This is a genomic window from Curtobacterium luteum (assembly GCF_001475545.1).
GTDB lineage: Bacteria > Actinomycetota > Actinomycetes > Actinomycetales > Microbacteriaceae > Curtobacterium > Curtobacterium luteum_A.
In genome coordinates this window covers 15,124-30,594 of record NZ_LDQC01000060.1, presented here as the reverse complement: position 1 = coordinate 30,594, position 15,471 = coordinate 15,124, and the positions used below count along the sequence as shown (strand labels likewise).

General features: G+C 71.8%; 18 protein-coding genes, 1 tRNA gene and 1 riboswitch. Of the genes, 10 read left to right on the top strand and 9 right to left on the bottom strand.

The features are described 5' to 3' along the window. Positions 1–209: 209 nt before the first annotated feature. The 3 genes from NS184_RS10955 to NS184_RS10945 all read right to left on the bottom strand — a co-directional run bounded on the left by NS184_RS10955 (position 210) and on the right by NS184_RS10945 (position 2,829). Positions 210–1,073: an anti-sigma factor gene (locus NS184_RS10955; protein WP_058726150.1), complete on the bottom strand. Its 864-nt coding sequence runs from the start codon at positions 1,071–1,073 to the stop codon at positions 210–212. Then, positions 1,070–1,669, bottom strand: a complete 600-nt coding sequence (locus NS184_RS10950) for a sigma-70 family RNA polymerase sigma factor (protein WP_058726149.1) — start codon at positions 1,667–1,669, stop codon at positions 1,070–1,072. Before NS184_RS10950 ends, NS184_RS10955 begins: the two co-directional genes overlap by 4 nt. Positions 1,670–2,199: 530 nt before the next feature. Then, a complete protein-coding gene (locus NS184_RS10945; RefSeq protein ID WP_058726148.1) occupies positions 2,200–2,829 on the bottom strand; it encodes a hypothetical protein in 630 nt (209 codons plus the stop codon). 107 nt (positions 2,830–2,936) lie between these two features. Here NS184_RS10945 and NS184_RS17870 point away from each other — a divergent pair, with 107 nt between their 5' ends. The 3 genes from NS184_RS17870 (at position 2,937) to NS184_RS10935 (ending at position 3,911) form a co-directional block, all read left to right on the top strand. Beyond that, a complete protein-coding gene (locus tag NS184_RS17870) occupies positions 2,937–3,116 on the top strand; it encodes a hypothetical protein (protein WP_152998177.1) in 180 nt (59 codons plus the stop codon). 49 nt (positions 3,117–3,165) lie between these two features. Further along, positions 3,166–3,238 (top strand) — tRNA-Lys (locus tag NS184_RS10940). A 355-nt stretch (positions 3,239–3,593) separates the two neighbouring features. Further along, positions 3,594–3,911, top strand: a complete 318-nt coding sequence (locus NS184_RS10935) for a hypothetical protein (RefSeq protein WP_058726147.1) — start codon at positions 3,594–3,596, stop codon at positions 3,909–3,911. A 185-nt stretch (positions 3,912–4,096) separates the two neighbouring features. On the opposite strand, the gene NS184_RS10930 is transcribed toward NS184_RS10935, so the two are convergent. Both NS184_RS10930 and NS184_RS10925 read right to left on the bottom strand, forming a co-directional pair. Then, positions 4,097–5,032, bottom strand: a complete 936-nt coding sequence (locus NS184_RS10930; RefSeq protein ID WP_058726146.1) for an aldose 1-epimerase family protein — start codon at positions 5,030–5,032, stop codon at positions 4,097–4,099. A 33-nt stretch (positions 5,033–5,065) separates the two neighbouring features. Then, positions 5,066–5,881, bottom strand: a complete 816-nt coding sequence (locus NS184_RS10925; RefSeq protein ID WP_058726145.1) for a DeoR/GlpR family DNA-binding transcription regulator — start codon at positions 5,879–5,881, stop codon at positions 5,066–5,068. Between the two features lie 63 nt (positions 5,882–5,944). Here NS184_RS10925 and galT point away from each other — a divergent pair, with 63 nt between their 5' ends. Both galT and galK read left to right on the top strand, forming a co-directional pair. Next, the gene (gene galT / locus NS184_RS10920; protein ID WP_058726144.1) at positions 5,945–7,054 is read left to right on the top strand and encodes a galactose-1-phosphate uridylyltransferase; all 1,110 of its coding nucleotides are present in this window, start codon (positions 5,945–5,947) and stop codon (positions 7,052–7,054) included. Further along, the gene (gene galK, locus NS184_RS10915) at positions 7,051–8,187 is read left to right on the top strand and encodes a galactokinase (protein ID WP_058726143.1); all 1,137 of its coding nucleotides are present in this window, start codon (positions 7,051–7,053) and stop codon (positions 8,185–8,187) included. The genes galT and galK overlap by 4 nt, the downstream gene beginning before the upstream one ends. Before the next feature lie 54 nt (positions 8,188–8,241). On the opposite strand, the gene NS184_RS10910 is transcribed toward galK, so the two are convergent. The 3 genes from NS184_RS10910 to glyA form a co-directional block, all read right to left on the bottom strand. Beyond that, complete coding sequence (locus tag NS184_RS10910; protein ID WP_058726142.1) at positions 8,242–8,751, bottom strand: hypothetical protein; 510 nt, start codon at positions 8,749–8,751, stop codon at positions 8,242–8,244. Positions 8,752–8,891: 140 nt separating this feature from the next. Continuing rightward, the gene (locus NS184_RS10905) at positions 8,892–9,815 is read right to left on the bottom strand and encodes a tetrahydrofolate dehydrogenase/cyclohydrolase catalytic domain-containing protein (RefSeq protein WP_058726141.1); all 924 of its coding nucleotides are present in this window, start codon (positions 9,813–9,815) and stop codon (positions 8,892–8,894) included. Beyond that, positions 9,812–11,095, bottom strand: coding sequence for a serine hydroxymethyltransferase (gene glyA / locus NS184_RS10900; protein ID WP_058726189.1), 1,284 nt, complete (start codon positions 11,093–11,095; stop codon positions 9,812–9,814). Before glyA ends, NS184_RS10905 begins: the two co-directional genes overlap by 4 nt. Positions 11,096–11,154: 59 nt before the next feature. Further along, positions 11,155–11,240: riboswitch (ZMP/ZTP riboswitch) on the bottom strand. A gap of 37 nt (positions 11,241–11,277) precedes the next feature. Here glyA and clpS point away from each other — a divergent pair. Continuing rightward, positions 11,278–11,565 (top strand): ATP-dependent Clp protease adapter ClpS, encoded by a 288-nt coding sequence (gene clpS, locus NS184_RS10895; protein ID WP_058726140.1) that lies wholly within the window; start codon positions 11,278–11,280, stop codon positions 11,563–11,565. Continuing rightward, positions 11,562–12,035, top strand: coding sequence for a DUF2017 family protein (locus tag NS184_RS10890; protein WP_058726139.1), 474 nt, complete (start codon positions 11,562–11,564; stop codon positions 12,033–12,035). Before clpS ends, NS184_RS10890 begins: the two co-directional genes overlap by 4 nt. A 3-nt stretch (positions 12,036–12,038) precedes the next feature. On the opposite strand, the gene NS184_RS10885 is transcribed toward NS184_RS10890, so the two are convergent. Continuing rightward, entirely contained in the window at positions 12,039–12,938 is a 900-nt protein-coding gene (locus NS184_RS10885) for an NmrA family NAD(P)-binding protein (protein WP_058726138.1), read from the bottom strand. 56 nt (positions 12,939–12,994) lie between these two features. Here NS184_RS10885 and NS184_RS10880 point away from each other — a divergent pair, with 56 nt between their 5' ends. Genes NS184_RS10880 through NS184_RS10870 form a run of 3 tightly spaced genes read left to right on the top strand, consistent with a single transcriptional unit; the run spans position 12,995 to position 15,328 of the window. Continuing rightward, positions 12,995–13,447, top strand: coding sequence for a MarR family winged helix-turn-helix transcriptional regulator (locus NS184_RS10880; RefSeq protein ID WP_058726137.1), 453 nt, complete (start codon positions 12,995–12,997; stop codon positions 13,445–13,447). A 49-nt stretch (positions 13,448–13,496) separates the two neighbouring features. Next, positions 13,497–13,922, top strand: coding sequence for a MarR family winged helix-turn-helix transcriptional regulator (locus NS184_RS10875; RefSeq protein ID WP_058726136.1), 426 nt, complete (start codon positions 13,497–13,499; stop codon positions 13,920–13,922). Next, complete coding sequence (locus NS184_RS10870; protein WP_058726135.1) at positions 13,919–15,328, top strand: MFS transporter; 1,410 nt, start codon at positions 13,919–13,921, stop codon at positions 15,326–15,328. The genes NS184_RS10875 and NS184_RS10870 overlap by 4 nt, the downstream gene beginning before the upstream one ends. Positions 15,329–15,471: the final 143 nt, after the last annotated feature.

Genomic DNA, 15,471 nt, shown 5'->3' with positions numbered 1-15,471 from the left:
CCGGTCATTGCACGCGCGCACGAACGACAGCTCCGCTGTCGCACGACGACGGCCCCGTCGCCCCTTGCACACGCCCGTCATTGCACACGCCGCTCGTTGCACGCGCGCACGAACGACAGCGCCGCTGTCGCACGACGACGGCCCCGTCGTGCACCAGCGGCTCTCCCGATCGCTCTGCGCGGTACGAGGGCGGGCTGGTGCCGCCCTTGCTAGGCGTCGAGCGGGACCGCGGCGATCGGGGTCGTCGTCGGCTGCTTCGAGCCGCCCTCCGGCTCGACCGTGATGCCCACCGTGACGCCGTCCCGGACCTTGCCGGTGAGGACCGCCGAGTGCACTCCGTCGGCGTACTGGTCCATCAGACCGGCCGACGTGATCGCGCCGCCGGCAGCCTTCGAGTCGATGTACCAGAGCTCGTAGGTCTTGCCCTTGGGCGCAGCCTCGACCCCGTCCAGGATGACCGCTGACTTCCCGAGGTCCTGCGACCAGACGACCGTGGCCGTCCCACCTCCCTGCACGGGAGTCGAGCTCCGCTGGAAGTCGGACGCCGCGTAGATCCCGTCGAGGACACTCGTGCTCTGCGAGGTGCCCGGCCGCGGCGTACCGCTGTCCGGGTTGAGCACCCCGCCGACGCCGAGTCCGACGCCGAGGAACACCACCGCGACGGCAGCAGCGGCGGACAGTGCGGCCGCCGGACGCTGGAACCATCGGCGGCGAGCCGCGGTCTCCGCCGGACCCGGCTGCGCACCGGACACGGCGGGCGACGGGGCGGAGGCGGGTCGTGCCTCCAGGCCGGCGTCGGACGACGCAGGGGTGGGAGCAGCCGGAGCCGACGTCGCCACCTGCGGCGTGTTCTGGATCTGCGCCATCAGCGACGCCTTGAGCGACGCGGGGGGCTCGATCGGGTCGGTCGAGTACGCGAGCTGGAGCGCGGTCTCCCGCAGCGAGTCGGTCTCGGCGAGCAGTTCGGGCGAGGACGCGAGTGCGGCCTCGACCTGGGCGCGCTCCTCGTCGGAGAGCGCGTCGAGCGCGTACGAACCGGTCAGCGTCGACGGGTCGTCGTGTCGTTCGGTCATGAGGTCACCCCCATCTCGTCTCGGAGTCGGATCATCCCGTCACGCAGACGGGTCTTCACGGTGCCGATCGGCACCCCCAGTTGCTCGGCCATCTCGCTGTGCGAGAAGCCTCCGTAGTACGCGAGCTGCACGGCCTGGCGCTGGAACTCGGTGAGCTTCGCCAGCGCCCGGCTGACCCGTTCGTGCTCGATGCGGATCTCCACCGACTCGGACACCTGGTCGAACCCGGCCTCGAAGTCGCGGATGCCGATCCGCGTGTCGCGGTCGTGCGACGCCTGCGATGCCCGGATCCGGTCGACCGCCCGGCGGTGCGCCATGGTGAGCACCCAGCTCGCGGCGGAGCCACGCACCTGGTCGAACCGGGAGGCCTGCTGCCAGACCTCGAGGAAGACCTCTTGGGTGACCTCCTCGGACTGCGCACGGTCCTTCAGCAGCCGGGTCACGAGGCCGAGCACCCGCCCGGATAGTTCGTCGTACAGGTCGGAGAAAGCCGCCTGGTCGCCGTTCGCAACCCTGGTGAGGAGTTCATCGGGCGACGGCGGCGGCGGCTCGGCAGAGCCCCAGCGCTTCGTGTCGCGTTCCACGATGGCAAGCATTGCAGGTTTCCCCCCTCTCGGTGCACGGGGTGCTGCAGGTGCCCAGGCGACGTGCAGCTGTTCGGGTGTGGTGGCGCTCGTTCTGAGCGAGGGGCCCGCGTGATCCGCAGGGAATTGACCGACTGATGTCGGACCGGGTCGCGCGGGACCCCTCGCCGTGGCGAGGTCAGGGCCTCGCCACGGTGATGATTCGGTGCCCTCGTCCCGTCGGATTGGAGAAGTGGCGAGTCCTCTCTGCGCGAACGGATTCGACGTCTCCAGGCTCGTTCCGTACAGTGGACGACGCCGGGCCGCAGCAAGCCCCGGGCTCCAAAATTCGCCGCTTCGAGCGGCCTCGCGCCGAGAGGCGCTTCTGCGGCTCGGCTTCTCCGTGCTTGTTCGGCTCTGCCTGCTCGGCTCTGCCTGCCTGCCGCTGCCTGCTCGGCTCTGCCTGCCTGGCTCGTCGCGCTTGCCGCTGCATGCTTGCAGCGGTTCGGCCTGGAGGCACGGATCGCCACGTCCGTGCGGCTCACGTCCGGCAGACGGTCGCCTCAGTCGAGACTGTCGCGGCGCCAGAGCGCCGCCGCCTCCGTCAGGTCGGCCGCGAACTCGGTGAGCCGGAGCGCCCGGGTCGTCAGCTCGCTCGCGCGGTCCGCCGCGGTGAGGTCGGACTCGTCCGCCACCGCCGTCGCGCCCGCCGCCGTGAGCCGGCAGAAGGCAGCGCCGCGGTCGAGCGCCACCGCGAGGTCGCCCGTGTAGAGGCCGTGCAGGATGCGGTCCGCGAGGGTCAGGATCTCCGCGGGGCCCGTCGGCTGCTCGGCACCGGCAACGGCCTGGTCGATCGTGCCGATCCGCTCCGTGCCGCGCTGGAAGAAGTAGGCGATCTCCTCCGGCGCCTGCCGGATGACCGTTCGGACGAGGTAGATGCGCCAGAGCGCCCCCGGCAGCGTGTGCGCCCCCACCCGCGCCCACAGCTCCGCGATCGCGTCGATGCCGTGCACGTCCGTGTAGGTCACGAGGCGCTCGACGACCGCCGGGTCCGGGTCCTGCCGCACGCGGTGCAGCAGGGCGTTCGCGGTCTCGTGCGCGACACGGTTCACGACGGCCGGGTCCTCCCCGCCCTGGATCGCGGCGAACTCGGCATCGGTGAAGTGGACGGGACGGTGGTGATCGCGAGGCACCGCGACAGTGTAGGCGCGGCCACCGACGCCGAGCGCCCCAGTTCGCCGAGAACGCAACAGGCCGCGCGCGCGTACGGTGTTCGGGCAGGGAGGCACTCCTCCCGGACGTGAAGGAGAGGACCCTCATGAACGCCCTGCTCATCATCCTGGCCGTGATCGCGGTCATCCTGCTGTTCGTCGGTGGCTTCGCCGCCAGCCTGAAGTTCCTGCTGTGGGTCGGCGTCGTGCTGCTCGTGATCGCCGTGATCGCCTGGCTGCTGCGGACGCTGACCGGACGCCGGAGCTGACGCGCTCGTTTGTCGCCTGGAGGCCCTCACCCGCTAGCCTTGCGGGTGAGGGCCTCTAGCTCAGTTGGTAGAGCACCGGACTTTTAATCCGAGGGTCGTGGGTTCGAGCCCCACGGGGCCCACCGTCTCCCGAACGCCGCCTTTTCATCCGAGGGTCGTGGGTTCGAGCCCCACGGGGCCCACGGTCTCCCGAACGCCGCCTCTTCATCCGAGGGTCGTGGGTTCGAGCCCCACGGGGCCCACCTCACGTCAGACCGGGGCCCACCTCACGTCAGACCGAGGCCCATCTCACGTCAGACCGAGGCCAACCCTTCGTCGCATCGGGGTACAAACCCTCCACAGGCGACTCTTGTCCGTTTGACGGCACACTCCAGTCCTCGTTCAGCGGGCTGTTGGGTGGGCGCAGATAGTGTCGTTCCCGGATCCGAACTCCGGGTCCTGCACGACAGCACCACCATCGAACGAACGGGGTACACCGTGATCGAGCCCATCGAAGCCACGCACACCAGCGCCGACGGCGCGCGCCGCATCGTCGAGCTCGCAGCAGCCACCCACACGACCATGAGCGACGAGCTGCTCCTCGACACACTCCGCCGCAACGCGAAGGTGTCGACACGTCACATCCGTGAGGACTTCGTCGAGGTCGCCACCGCCACCACCGTCCTCGGCTACGTGTGCCGGCAGCGCTCCGAGTACATCGCCCTCCGCGGCGACGACCCGGCGTGGGCGCAGGAGGTCGGGCGCTACGGCACCGAGGCCCTCGCGGTCGAGGCGCTGCGCATGCGACGCGGCTGAGCACGCCGACGGACACGCTCCCGCACGACGAAGGCCGCCCCGATCGGGGCGGCCTTCCTCGTGAGATCGCCGTCACGCTCCATCGCTCGCCGCGAGACTCGGGTCGGCGGACAGTTTCGCGATGCGGAGACCGCGAAACTGTCCGCGGGGCCGAGACTCGGCCAGGCAACGCGTCGGGGGAGCGATCAGGACCAGACGCGGCGGATGCCCCAGGTGCCGGTCCAGGTCTCGTCCGGCTCGAGCCAGCGAAGCCCCTCCCCCGAGTTGAGCGCGTTCGCCGGCGCGGTCATCGGCTCGACCGCCACGGCCAGCCCGGTGCCGTCGCCGCGGGGGAACGTCCGGGAGGTGAAGACCTGCACGTAGGGGAACGACTCGTCCTGCCAGAGCTCGACACCGTCGCCCTCCGGGCCGTGCAGCGTCGTACGCCGGACACCGTGCTCGTCGTCCGCGATGTCCGTGTAGGCGGTGTCGAGGTCCGAGTCGCCCGCACGACGGCCGGCGCGGAGGTCGGAGTCGGTCCCGGTGACGTCGAACGACCCGTCGGGCACCTTCTGCTCGTTCGTCGAGAAGGCCGTGGCGGCGTCGAGCGTGATGACGAGGTCCTCGGCGGGGGTGTCACCGGCGCGGAGGTACGGGTGCGCGCCGACGGCGAAGGGCGCCCGGACGCCGGAGCGGTTCGTGATCGTGTGGGTGACCCGGACGCCGTCGTCGACGAGTTCGTGGTGCACGCGGGTCTCGAGGGTGAAGGGCCATCCGTGCTGCGGGTGGATCGTGGCCTCCTGCTCGATCGACGACTCCGTCTGCGTGACGGTCCGGTAGGGCGCGAAGCGGAGCAGCCCGTGCGAGGCGTTGCCGTACTTCGGCTCCGACACGTCGAGCTGCTGCACGGCACCGTCGAGCTCCCACCGACCGCCGGCGACCCGGTTCGGCCACGGCACGAGCACGATGCCGTCCGCGCCGGGCGGGGCCTGGTCCACGCCGAACGGCTCGGTGAGGTCGAAGCCGGCGACCCGGAGCTCGCGGATGCCGGCGGCGACCTCGGTCACGACGGCCTCGACGACGCCGTCCGGTCCGGCGTGGCGGAGGTGGTACTGGCCTCCGGTGGGGGCTGCTGCGGTCATGGCGGGCTGATCCTTCCTGGGGAACGCGGTGCTTCAGCGCTCGTCGGCGACCACGACCTCGACCCCGGCCGCACGCACGGCGTCGACCAGGTCCGCCGGGGCCTCGGCGGTCACGACGACGTCGACGTCCTCGAGCGCGCGGACGACCCCGATGTGGGCCCGGCCGAACTTCGACCCGTCCGCGACCACGACCGTACGCCGTGCCGTCGCGGCGAGCATCCGCTTCGTCTCGGTCTCGGGGAGGTTCACGTTCGTCAGGCCGTGCTCGACATCGACGCCCGTGCCCCCGAGGAACGCGATGTCGGCGGCGATCATCGGGACCACGGTGTTGTTGAACGGCGCGACGAGCGAGTGCTGCAGGGGTCGGAGCGTCCCGCCGGTGACGATGACGGTGAAGCGCGGGACGGCGGGTTCGAGGGCGAGTGCCGTGGTGAGGGAGTTCGTCACCACGGTCACGTCGACCAGGTCCGTCCGTGCCACCAGGGCTGACGCCACCGCTGCGGGTGTGGTGCCGACGTCGAGCACGACGCACTCGCCGGACCGCACGAGCGCGGCCGCGGCGCGGCCGATGGCGGCCTTCGCGACCTGGTGCTCGACCGCGGTCTCCTCGAGCGGGCGCTCGCCCGAACCGGCCACGAGGCGGACCGCACCGCCGTGCACCCGCCGGATCCGAGCCTCCAGGTCGAGCGTGGCGAGGTCCTGTCGGACCGTCACCTCGCTCGTGCCGAGCGCCGCTGCCAGGGCAGCCGTCCGGACGAGCCCCGGCGCCCCCTCGACGATGGCGACGATGCGGTCCTGGCGCAGGGGGGCCGGGAGCGCGCCGTCGAGGAAGAGGTCGTCGTCGGTCACGTGCCCAGTTTCGTCCGCTTCCGTCTGCTTTCGCAACACTTCGGATCGCGCTAGGCTGCTCCGGTGATCACCAAGCGCGCGACGAAGCTCGCGGACGGCCGCGACCTCTTCTACTTCGACGACGCCGACTCGACGCTGCCCGCCGAGCGGAACATCGACCAGCGCGTCCTGGACCCCCGGCCGGACACGGCCCGGATGCGGCAGGACGTCCTGACGGGCGAGTGGGTGTCGATCGCGGCGAGCCGACAGAACCGGGTGTTCCTGCCGCCGGCTGACCAGGACCCGCTGGCGCCGCAGAGCCCGGCGAACCCGTCCGAGATCCCGAGCGTGTACGACGTCGCGGTGTTCGAGAACCGTTCGCCGTCGTTCGGGCCGATGCTCGCCGGGCCGGACGGTGCCGAGGACGCCCCGCCGTCGCTCGACGCCCTGACCGAGGTCGGGTTGAACCGGCAGTTCCGCAGCGTCGGCCGGTGCGAGGTCGTGTGTTTCTCCCCCGCGACCGAGGGCTCCTTCTCGTCGATCTCCGAGTCGCGTGCCCGCACCGTGGTCGAGGCGTGGGCGGACCGCACCGCAGCCCTCTCCGAGCTGCCGGGCATCCAGCAGGTGTTCCCGTTCGAGAACCGCGGCGAGGCCATCGGCGTCACGCTGCACCACCCGCACGGGCAGATCTACGCGTACCCGTACGTCACGCCGCGCACGCAGCGACTCCTCGCGTCGATCGAGCGCTTCGGTCCGGACCTCTTCGAGCAGCACCTCGCGAACGAACGCGCGTCCGACCGGGTCGTCCTCGCCGGCGAGCACTTCACCGCCTTCGTGCCGTTCGCCGCGCGCTGGCCGATCGAGATCCACATGCTGCCGCACCGCCACGTCCCCGACTTCGCCGGACTGACCGACGCCGAGAAGGACGAGCTGGCGCACTTGCACCTCCGGCTCACCCGGGGCATCGACCGGCTCTACGACGACCCCACGCCCTACATCGCCGCCTGGCACCAGGCCCCGGTGCACACCGGGCGCGACACCGTGCGGCTCATGCTGCAGATCACGTCCCCGCGTCGCGCGGCGGACAAGCTCAAGTTCCTGGCCGGCAGCGAGGCCGCCATGGGCGCCTGGATCGGGGACCTCGTGCCCGAGAAGGCGGCCGAGTTCATCCGAGGAGGGATCGAGCGCGCATGACGTTCCAGCAGGTCTACGGGTACGAGCCCACGGTGCGGTACTCCGCCCCCGGCCGGGTCAACCTGATCGGCGAGCACACCGACTACAACGACGGGTACGTGCTGCCCTTCGCGATCGACCGCCGGACCGTGGCCTCGATCGCGCAGCGGGACGACCGGGTGCTCCGGGTCGCGTCGGCGTTCGACCCGTCGTCGGTCGTCGAACTGCCCCTCGACGAGCTGTCGCCCGACCGCATGGACGGCTGGTCGGCCTACGTGTTCGGCATCGCCTGGGCGCTCCGTGAGCACGCCGGCGCCGACCTCTCGGACAAGCACGGGTTCGACGTCTTCATCGAGTCGGACGTCCCGGTCGGGGCGGGCCTGTCGTCGAGCGCGGCGATCGAGTGCGGCGTCGCCCTCGCCTTCAACGACCTCTGGGAGCTCGGACTCGACCGCAAGACGCTCGCCCGCGTCGGCCAGTACTCGGAGAACCACGCCGTCGGAGCGCCGACGGGGATCATGGACCAGTCCGCGTCGCTCCTCGGTGAGCAGGACGCGGTCGTGTTCCTCGACTGCCGCACGCTCGACACCGCGGTCGTCGACCTGGCGCTGGAGGCGAACGGGCTCGAGGTGCTCGTCGTCGACACCCGCGTCGAGCACGCTCACGCCACGGGCGGCTACAAGGCGCGTCGCGACTCGTGCGAACACGGTGCCGCGGTGATGGGCGTCGAGGCGCTCCGCGACCTGTCCGTCGAGGACCTCCCCCGCGCTGCGGAGCTGCTCGACGACGAGACCTTCCGGCGCGTCCGGCACGTCGTCACCGAGGACCAGCGCGTCCTCGACACGGTGCGGACGCTGCGCGAGGACGGCCCGAGGGCGATCGGTGACCTGCTGGTGGCGTCGCACGAGTCGATGCGCGACGACTTCGAGATCTCGGTGCCCGAGCTCGACCTCGCGGTGTCGACCGCGATGGAGCACGGCGCCGTGGGTGCACGCATGACCGGTGGCGGCTTCGGCGGTGCGGCGATCGCGTTGGTCGACCGGGAGGCCCGGGGCGCGATCGCGGAAGCGGTCACGTCCGCCTTCGCGGCGGCCGGGTACCGCGAGCCGACGGTGTTCACGGTGCACGCAGCGCAGGGCGCCCGGCGCGACTGACGCAAGCGACGCTGCGGACCACCGCCGCGCAGCGAAGCCACGTGTGCCGGCGGTTCAGCGGGTCATGTGGCCCGTCGTCACCGTGACCCCGCCCCACGGGAACCCGTGGGGGTGCAGGACCTGGTGCTCCACCTGGTCGATCACGACGTGTCCCTGCCACACCCAGTAGACGAGCACGCCGAGCACCACCACTACCGGGGCCGCGATGTACGCGGTCCGGCGGATCACCGCACCGGCCCGGTCGTGACCGAACCGCGCGAGCGTCGGCGGCAGGACGACCCCGACGGCGAGGACCAACACCAACACGACCAGCGCGGCCGGAGCGACGTGGCCGACGGCGGACACCGTGGGCGGGGCCGTCGCAACCGGGTTCCCCTCGGCGTCGATCCACCCACCGGACGCGTCGACCCCGCCGTACTCCGACGATGCACTGAACAGCACCGCTCCGTGGGACGCAGCCAGCGCGACCACACCGAAGAGCACGAGCGGCCAGGCTCGGAGCCGGAACTGCCGTCCGGTCGGCGCCATCACGGGCTCGGTCTGGACGGTTGTGGTCTCCCCCATGCGGCGACCGTACCACCCGGCTCGCGGTCTGGCGGAGGTGATCCGTGCCTCCAGTCCGGGGCTGGACGCGACCGGGACGCGGAAGCGACAGATCGCCGTGAACGGGCCACGGCGATCTGTCGCTCTCGCAAGGGCGACCGTCAGCGCAGGTGGCGCTCCGCCGCCTCGACGACGTTCTTCATGAGCATCGCGCGGGTCATCGGCCCGACGCCACCCGGCGTCGGCGACAGGAACCCCGCGACCGACGCGACCGCAGGGTCGACGTCACCGCGGAGCTTCGCCTTGCCGGTCGCCTCGTCGACGATGCGGCTGATGCCGACGTCGATGACCGCCGCACCGGGCTTGACCCAGTCCGGCTGGACGAGTCCGGCCACACCGGCGGCCGCGACGATGATGTCGGCACGCCGGCACTCGGCCGCGACGTCCTCGGTGAGCGAGTGCGTCAGGGTCGCGGTGGCCTCGAGGCGGGTGAGCAGCAGACCGAGCGGACGGCCGACGGTGAGCCCCTGCCCGATGATCGTGACGTGCTGGCCCCGGATCGGGACCTCGTAGGCCTCGAGCATCGCGACGATGCCCCGCGGGGTGCACGGCAGCGGGGCGTCGATCGTGCCCGCACCACCGGGCACGGCGAGGACCAGCTCGCCGAGGTTGGTCGGGTGCAGGCCGTCGGCGTCCTTCGCCGGGTTCATCAGCTCGAGCATCGGGATCGGGTCGATGCCCTGCGGCAGCGGGAGCTGCACGATGAACGCGGTGACCCGGGGGTCGTCGTTCATCTGCAGGATCGCCGCGCGGATGTCGGCGGCACTCGCCGTCTCGGGCAGGTCGATGCGGACCGAGTCGAGCCCGATCTGCGCCGAGTCCTTGTGCTTGCCGGCGACGTAGGACACCGAGCCAGGGTTCTGCCCGACCATGATCGTGCCGAGGCCGGGTCGGAACCCGTGGTCGTGCAGCCGGTCGATGCGGAGCGTCAGGTCGTCGAGCGTGCGCGCGGCGAGGGCGGTGCCGTCGATGCGGACGGCACTGGCCTCACCAGCCCAACGCTCGCGAGGGAGCGCGGCGCTCACGCGTAGAGCGGGAACGCGTCGGCCAGCGCCTTCACCCGGGCCGAGAGCGCCTCGATGTCCGGGGTCGGCATGAGCGTCAGCGCGATGATGTCGGCGACCTCGGTGAACTCGGCGTCGCCGAAGCCGCGGGTCGCCAGCGCCGGCGTGCCGATGCGGACGCCCGAGGTCACCATCGGCGGGCGCGGGTCGAACGGCACGGAGTTGCGGTTCACGGTGATGCCGACCTGGTGCAGGAGGTCCTCGGCCTGCTTGCCGTCGACCTCGGACTCGCGGAGGTCGACGAGCACCAGGTGCACGTCGGTGCCGCCCGTGAGGACGTCGATGCCAGCGGCCTTCGCGTCGGCCTGCGTGAGGCGGTCCGCCAGCAGACGAGCGCCACGGAGCGTGCGCTCCTGACGGTCCTTGAACTCCGGCTGTCCGGCGAGCAGGAACGCGGTGGCCTTGGCGGCGATCACGTGCATGAGCGGACCGCCCTGCTGGCCCGGGAAGACCGCGGAGTTCAGCTTCTTGAAGAGCGACTCCTCGTTGGACAGGATGATGCCCGAGCGCGGACCGGCGAGCGTCTTGTGCACGGTCGAGGACACGACGTGCGCGTGGGGCAGCGGCGACGGGTGCAGGCCCGCGGCGACGAGACCGGCGAAGTGCGCCATGTCCACCCAGAGGGTCGCGCCGACCTCGTCCGCGATCTCGCGGAACTTCGCGAAGTCGAGCTGGCGCGGGTACGCCGACCAGCCGGCGATGAGGACCTTCGGCTGGTGCTCGATCGCCTTCGCGCGGATGTCGTCGTAGTCGACCTCGAAGGTCTCGGGGTCGACGCCGTAGGACACGGCGTTGTAGATCCGGCCGGAGAAGTTGAGCTTCATGCCGTGGGTCAGGTGACCACCGTGGGCGAGCTCGAGGCCGAGGATCGTGTCGCCGGCGGAGGCGATGGCGTGCAGGACCGCGGCGTTCGCGCTGGCGCCGGAGTGCGGCTGGACGTTCGCGTACGCGGCACCGAAGAGGGCCTTCGCCCGGTCGATGGCGAGCTGCTCGGCGACGTCGACGTACTCGCAGCCGCCGTAGTAGCGCTTGCCCGGGTAGCCCTCGGCGTACTTGTTCGTCAGGACGGAGCCCTGGGACTCGAGGACGGCGCGCGGGACGAAGTTCTCGGACGCGATCATCTCGAGGGTGTCGCGCTGACGGCCGAGCTCGTTCTGCAGCACCGCTGCGATCTCGGGGTCGACCTCGGCGAGGGGGGCGTTGAACGTGGACTGCGCGGTTGCAGGCGTCAGATCGGTGATGGACACGGGACTCCTCGTTGTCTGTTCCGTCGCGCGGGAGCACGACGAGGTGGACGGGTGGGCGCGGCCCAGGCGTACGGCCGCGCACCGTGTCAGGTGTCGCTCCCCGATGGTGACCCATCCAACGCCAGTCGCGACCCCACGATCGTACCGAGCGCACCGGTTCGTGTCACCCTGGTCGCATGACCCTGACCAGCCCCGACGTCGACGAGCGGACGACGACCCGCTCCGACACTCCCTGGGTGACCGTGGTCTGGGACGACCCGGTCAACCTGATGTCGTACGTCACCTACGTCTTCCAGTCCTACTTCGGGTTCGGACGGGCGAAGGCGGAGCGGCTCATGCACCAGGTGAACGACGACGGGCGCGCGATCGTGGCGACCGGGGCACGTGAGGCGATGGAGGCCCACGTCGAGGCCATGCACGGCTACGGCCTGCAGGCCACGGTCGACCGGGCGCCGACCCCGTGATCCCGTTCGTGCGCCGCGCCGACGGCGTCCACCTCGCCATGTCCTCCGGCGAGCGCGAGGTGCTGACGTCGCTGACCGAGCAGCTCCAGCAGGTGCTCGCGGGCGACCTCTCGGCAGACCCCGTGGCCACGCGGATGTTCCCCGACGCGTACCCGGACGACGATGCGGCGAGCGCGGAGTTCCGCCGGTGGACGCAGTCCGACCTGCTGACGCAGAAGACGTCGAACGCGGCGGTCGTGCACGAGTGGTTGACCGGGGTGCGCGACGGCGGGTTCTCCCCCGCGGACGAGCAGGCGTGGTTGCGGTGCCTGACGGACCTGCGGTTGACGATCGCGGAGCGCCTCGGGATCTCGGACGCCGCGAGCGAGGAGGCGTCGTACCGCGCGGCGGCCGGGGTCGGCCTCCGCGACGTCTACGACTGGGTCGGGTACGTGCAGGAGCACCTGGTCGGGACGATCTCCGCTCGCTGAACGTCAGGCAGCGGCCTGGGGACCGAGCAACTCGTCACGGTGCCGTCCGGCCCAGTCGGCCAGGGAGCGAGGCTGCACACCGATGATGCGCTCGACCTCGTCGGTGAAGGCGTCGACGCCGTCGAGACCGCGCCGCGCGACTCGTCCGAACTGCTGGCGGAGCCCTTCGGCCTGCCAGGCGTCGACCCCGCTGGCGCGCAGTACGGTCCGGAACACCCGGCTCGGCAGGTGGAGGTAGCGGACCGGACGGCCGAGTCCTGCGGCGAGACCGGCTGCGACACCGCGGCCATCGAGGAGTTCGGGGCCGGTGAGCACGGGCTCCGCGCCGGTGTGCTCACCACGGAGCAGGACCGCGGCGGCGACGGCGGCGATGTCGGCCGTGTCGATCCACCCGATGACGCCACGGCCCATCGTCTGCGGGAACACCCCCCGTCGGATCGCCGGTCCGGAGGCCACGAGGTTCGTCATGAACCCTGACGGATGGAGGATCGTCCGCTCGAGTCCGCTCGCCCGGACGGCCTCGTCCACCTGCCGGATGGCGGCGGCCCACGGCACCGGCGAGTGCTCGGCCGCGTCCCCGCCGGACAGGTGGACGACCGCGCGGACCCCGGCAGCGCGGGCGGCGTCGACGGCAGTGCGGCCGTGCTCGGCCTGCCGTGGCGTCGCGGCCGTGACGAGGAAGAGCTGGTCGACCCCGTCCAACGCCGCGGTCAGGGCCACGCGGTCGCCGAGGTCGGCGAGGCGCGCGTCGACCCCCCGCGCGGTGAACGCGTCCACCTGTTCGGGGCGGCGCACGATCGCTCGGACGCGGGCTCCGGCATCCAGGAGCCGCTCGACGGTCAGACCGCCGACGTCTCCCGTGGCCCCGGTCACGGCGATGACGCCGTCGCTGTGCTGCACCATGATCCTCCCTAGTATCAGTTTCCTGATACCACAGGCTACGCCGCTACCCTGGGTCCGTGCCCCGGGAGTTCGCAGCAACGCGTGAGGACGTCGACGCGATCGCTGCGTGGACGGTGATCCGCGCCGCACGCACACTCGCCAGGCGGCTCGGCGACGTGCTCGCACCCCTGGAGCTCACCCCGGTCGAGTTCGGGGCACTCGTGCAGCTGGCGGCCGGCGAGCAGCTCACCCAGGCCGAACTGGCCCGCGCGGTCGGCATCCGCCCGCAGAGCGCCACGGCCCTCGTCGCGACACTCGCGGACCGCGGACTGCTCGACCGAGGCCCCGAACGCGGACGCGGGCGGCCGTCCAGGATCACCCTGACGAGCGCCGGCCGGGCACTGCTGGCCGAAGCATTCCCGGCCGTGCGCGCGAGCAACTCGTGGTTCGCCGACGACGGGGACCACCTCACGGCGATCCTCGCGCCGTTCACCGGGGACGCGACCGACCCTGCGGACACCGTCCCCTGATCAACAGGGAGCCTTGCAAGTTTCCCTGTCGAAGTAGTACCGTCATGGAATGACTTCCGACGGAGTACCCGATCTCGCCAGCGCGCTGCTGACGATCCACGGCCGCATCCGCCGAACCCTGCTCACGGGCAAGTCCGACGAGGTCACCGCCTCCCAGACCGCAGCACTCGGACGCCTCCTCCGGTACGGCGAGAGCACGGTCGCCGACCTCGCCCGCGCCGAGGGTGTCCGTCCGCAGTCGATGGGCGCGACCGTCCAGGCGCTCGTGGACCTCGGGTTCGCCGAGCGCCGCCAGGACCCCACGGACGGGCGTCGGACACTCGTCCGCGCGACCCCGGCCGGTGCCGCCGCGCGTGAGGACGCCTGGTCGGCGCGGAGCCGCGTGCTCGCTGCGCGACTCGCGACCCTGTCCGCCGAGGACCGCGATACGGTCGCCCGCTCCCTCCGCATCCTCGAGCCGCTGGTGGAACCGTGACCACGACCGCCCCCGTCCCCACGCCTGCTCCGACCGACGGCGGCGGCAGCGGATTCGGCCCGAAGCTCCTCGTCCCGGTGCTCGTCGGCCCGCTGCTCAACCCGATCAACACCACGATGGTGTCGGTCGCCCTCGCACCGATCTCCCGGGACCTCGGGATCGGTGCCGCACAGGCGATCTGGCTCGTCGCGGCGCTGTACCTCGCGAGCGCCGTCGCCCAGCCGACCATGGGCAAGCTCGCCGACCGGTTCGGGCCGAAGAAGGTCTTCCTCACCGGCCTCGTCATCGTCGGCGTCGCGGGCATCGTGCCCGAGCTCCTCACCGGCTTCGGCGGCGCCGTCACGGCCCGCGTGCTCATCGGCATCGGGACGTCGTCGGCCTACCCTGCTGCGCTCACCACGCTCCGACAGCACTCGGCGCGGATCGGCGAGCCCACGCCGCCGCTCGTGCTCGGCGCCCTCTCGATCACGTCGCTCGTGTCCGCAGCCGCGGGGCCACCACTCGGCGGGGCGCTCATCGCGGCCTTCGGCTGGCACGCCATCTTCCTCGTCAACGTGCCCCTGGCGGTGTTCGGCATCGTCGTGTCCGCGCTGTGGCTGCCGTCCGACCGGCTCCGCCCGCGGAACGACGACGACCTGCCGGTGCTGCAGGCGCTCGACCCGGTCGGCATGCTCCTCATGACCGGGACGGTGTCGGCACTCCTGGTCTTCCTGCTGGACCTCTCCGCTGGGCTCTGGTGGCTGCTCGGCACCGCGGTCGTGCTGCTCGTCGCGCTCGTGCTGTGGGAGCTGCGCGCCGTGAAGCCGTTCGTCGACGTGCGGTTGCTCGCCCGGAACGGCGCACTGACGCGGACGTACGTGCGGCTCTTCCTCGTCTACCTGCTCGCGTACACGATGACCTACGGCTTCTCGCAGTGGGTGCAGGACGTCGCCGGGTACTCGAGCGACGCCGCCGGCTCCATCCAGCTGCCCGCCGCGATCGTCGCCGGCGTCGCGTCCTTCCTCGTCGCGCGGAAGACCGCCGTCCGTGGTCCGCTCATCGCCGCGGCCGTCGTGCCGATCGTCGGCGGCCTCCTCCTGCTCCTGCTCGACTCCGGCTCGCCCGTCGGGCTGCTCGTCCTCGCACCGGCACTGTTCGGCATCCCGCAGGCCCTGGCTTCGGTGTCGAACCAGGCAGCGCTGTACCGCGTCGTGCCCGCGGAGTACATCGGCACGGCGGCCGGACTCTCCCGGACGAGCGTGTACATCGGCGCGATCGGAGCGTCCTCGCTCATCGGTGGCGTGTTCGGCACGGCGCCCACCACGCCGGACCTGCACGTGCTCGCATGGGTCATCGTCGGCGTCGCGGTCGCGGCGAGCGTCCTGACGATCGCCGACCGTGCGCTCGCCGGGCCGCGGACCCACTGACCGCTGACCGCACGCCGACGCCGCACGACCATGGACGCGACGAACCACCCCGGGCGCGCCGCCCGGCGCTGACGCAACCGCCTCGCCAGCGCGCGCCGACGGCCGGATGCGACCCGTGCCTCCAGGCCGACCGCCGCGACGAG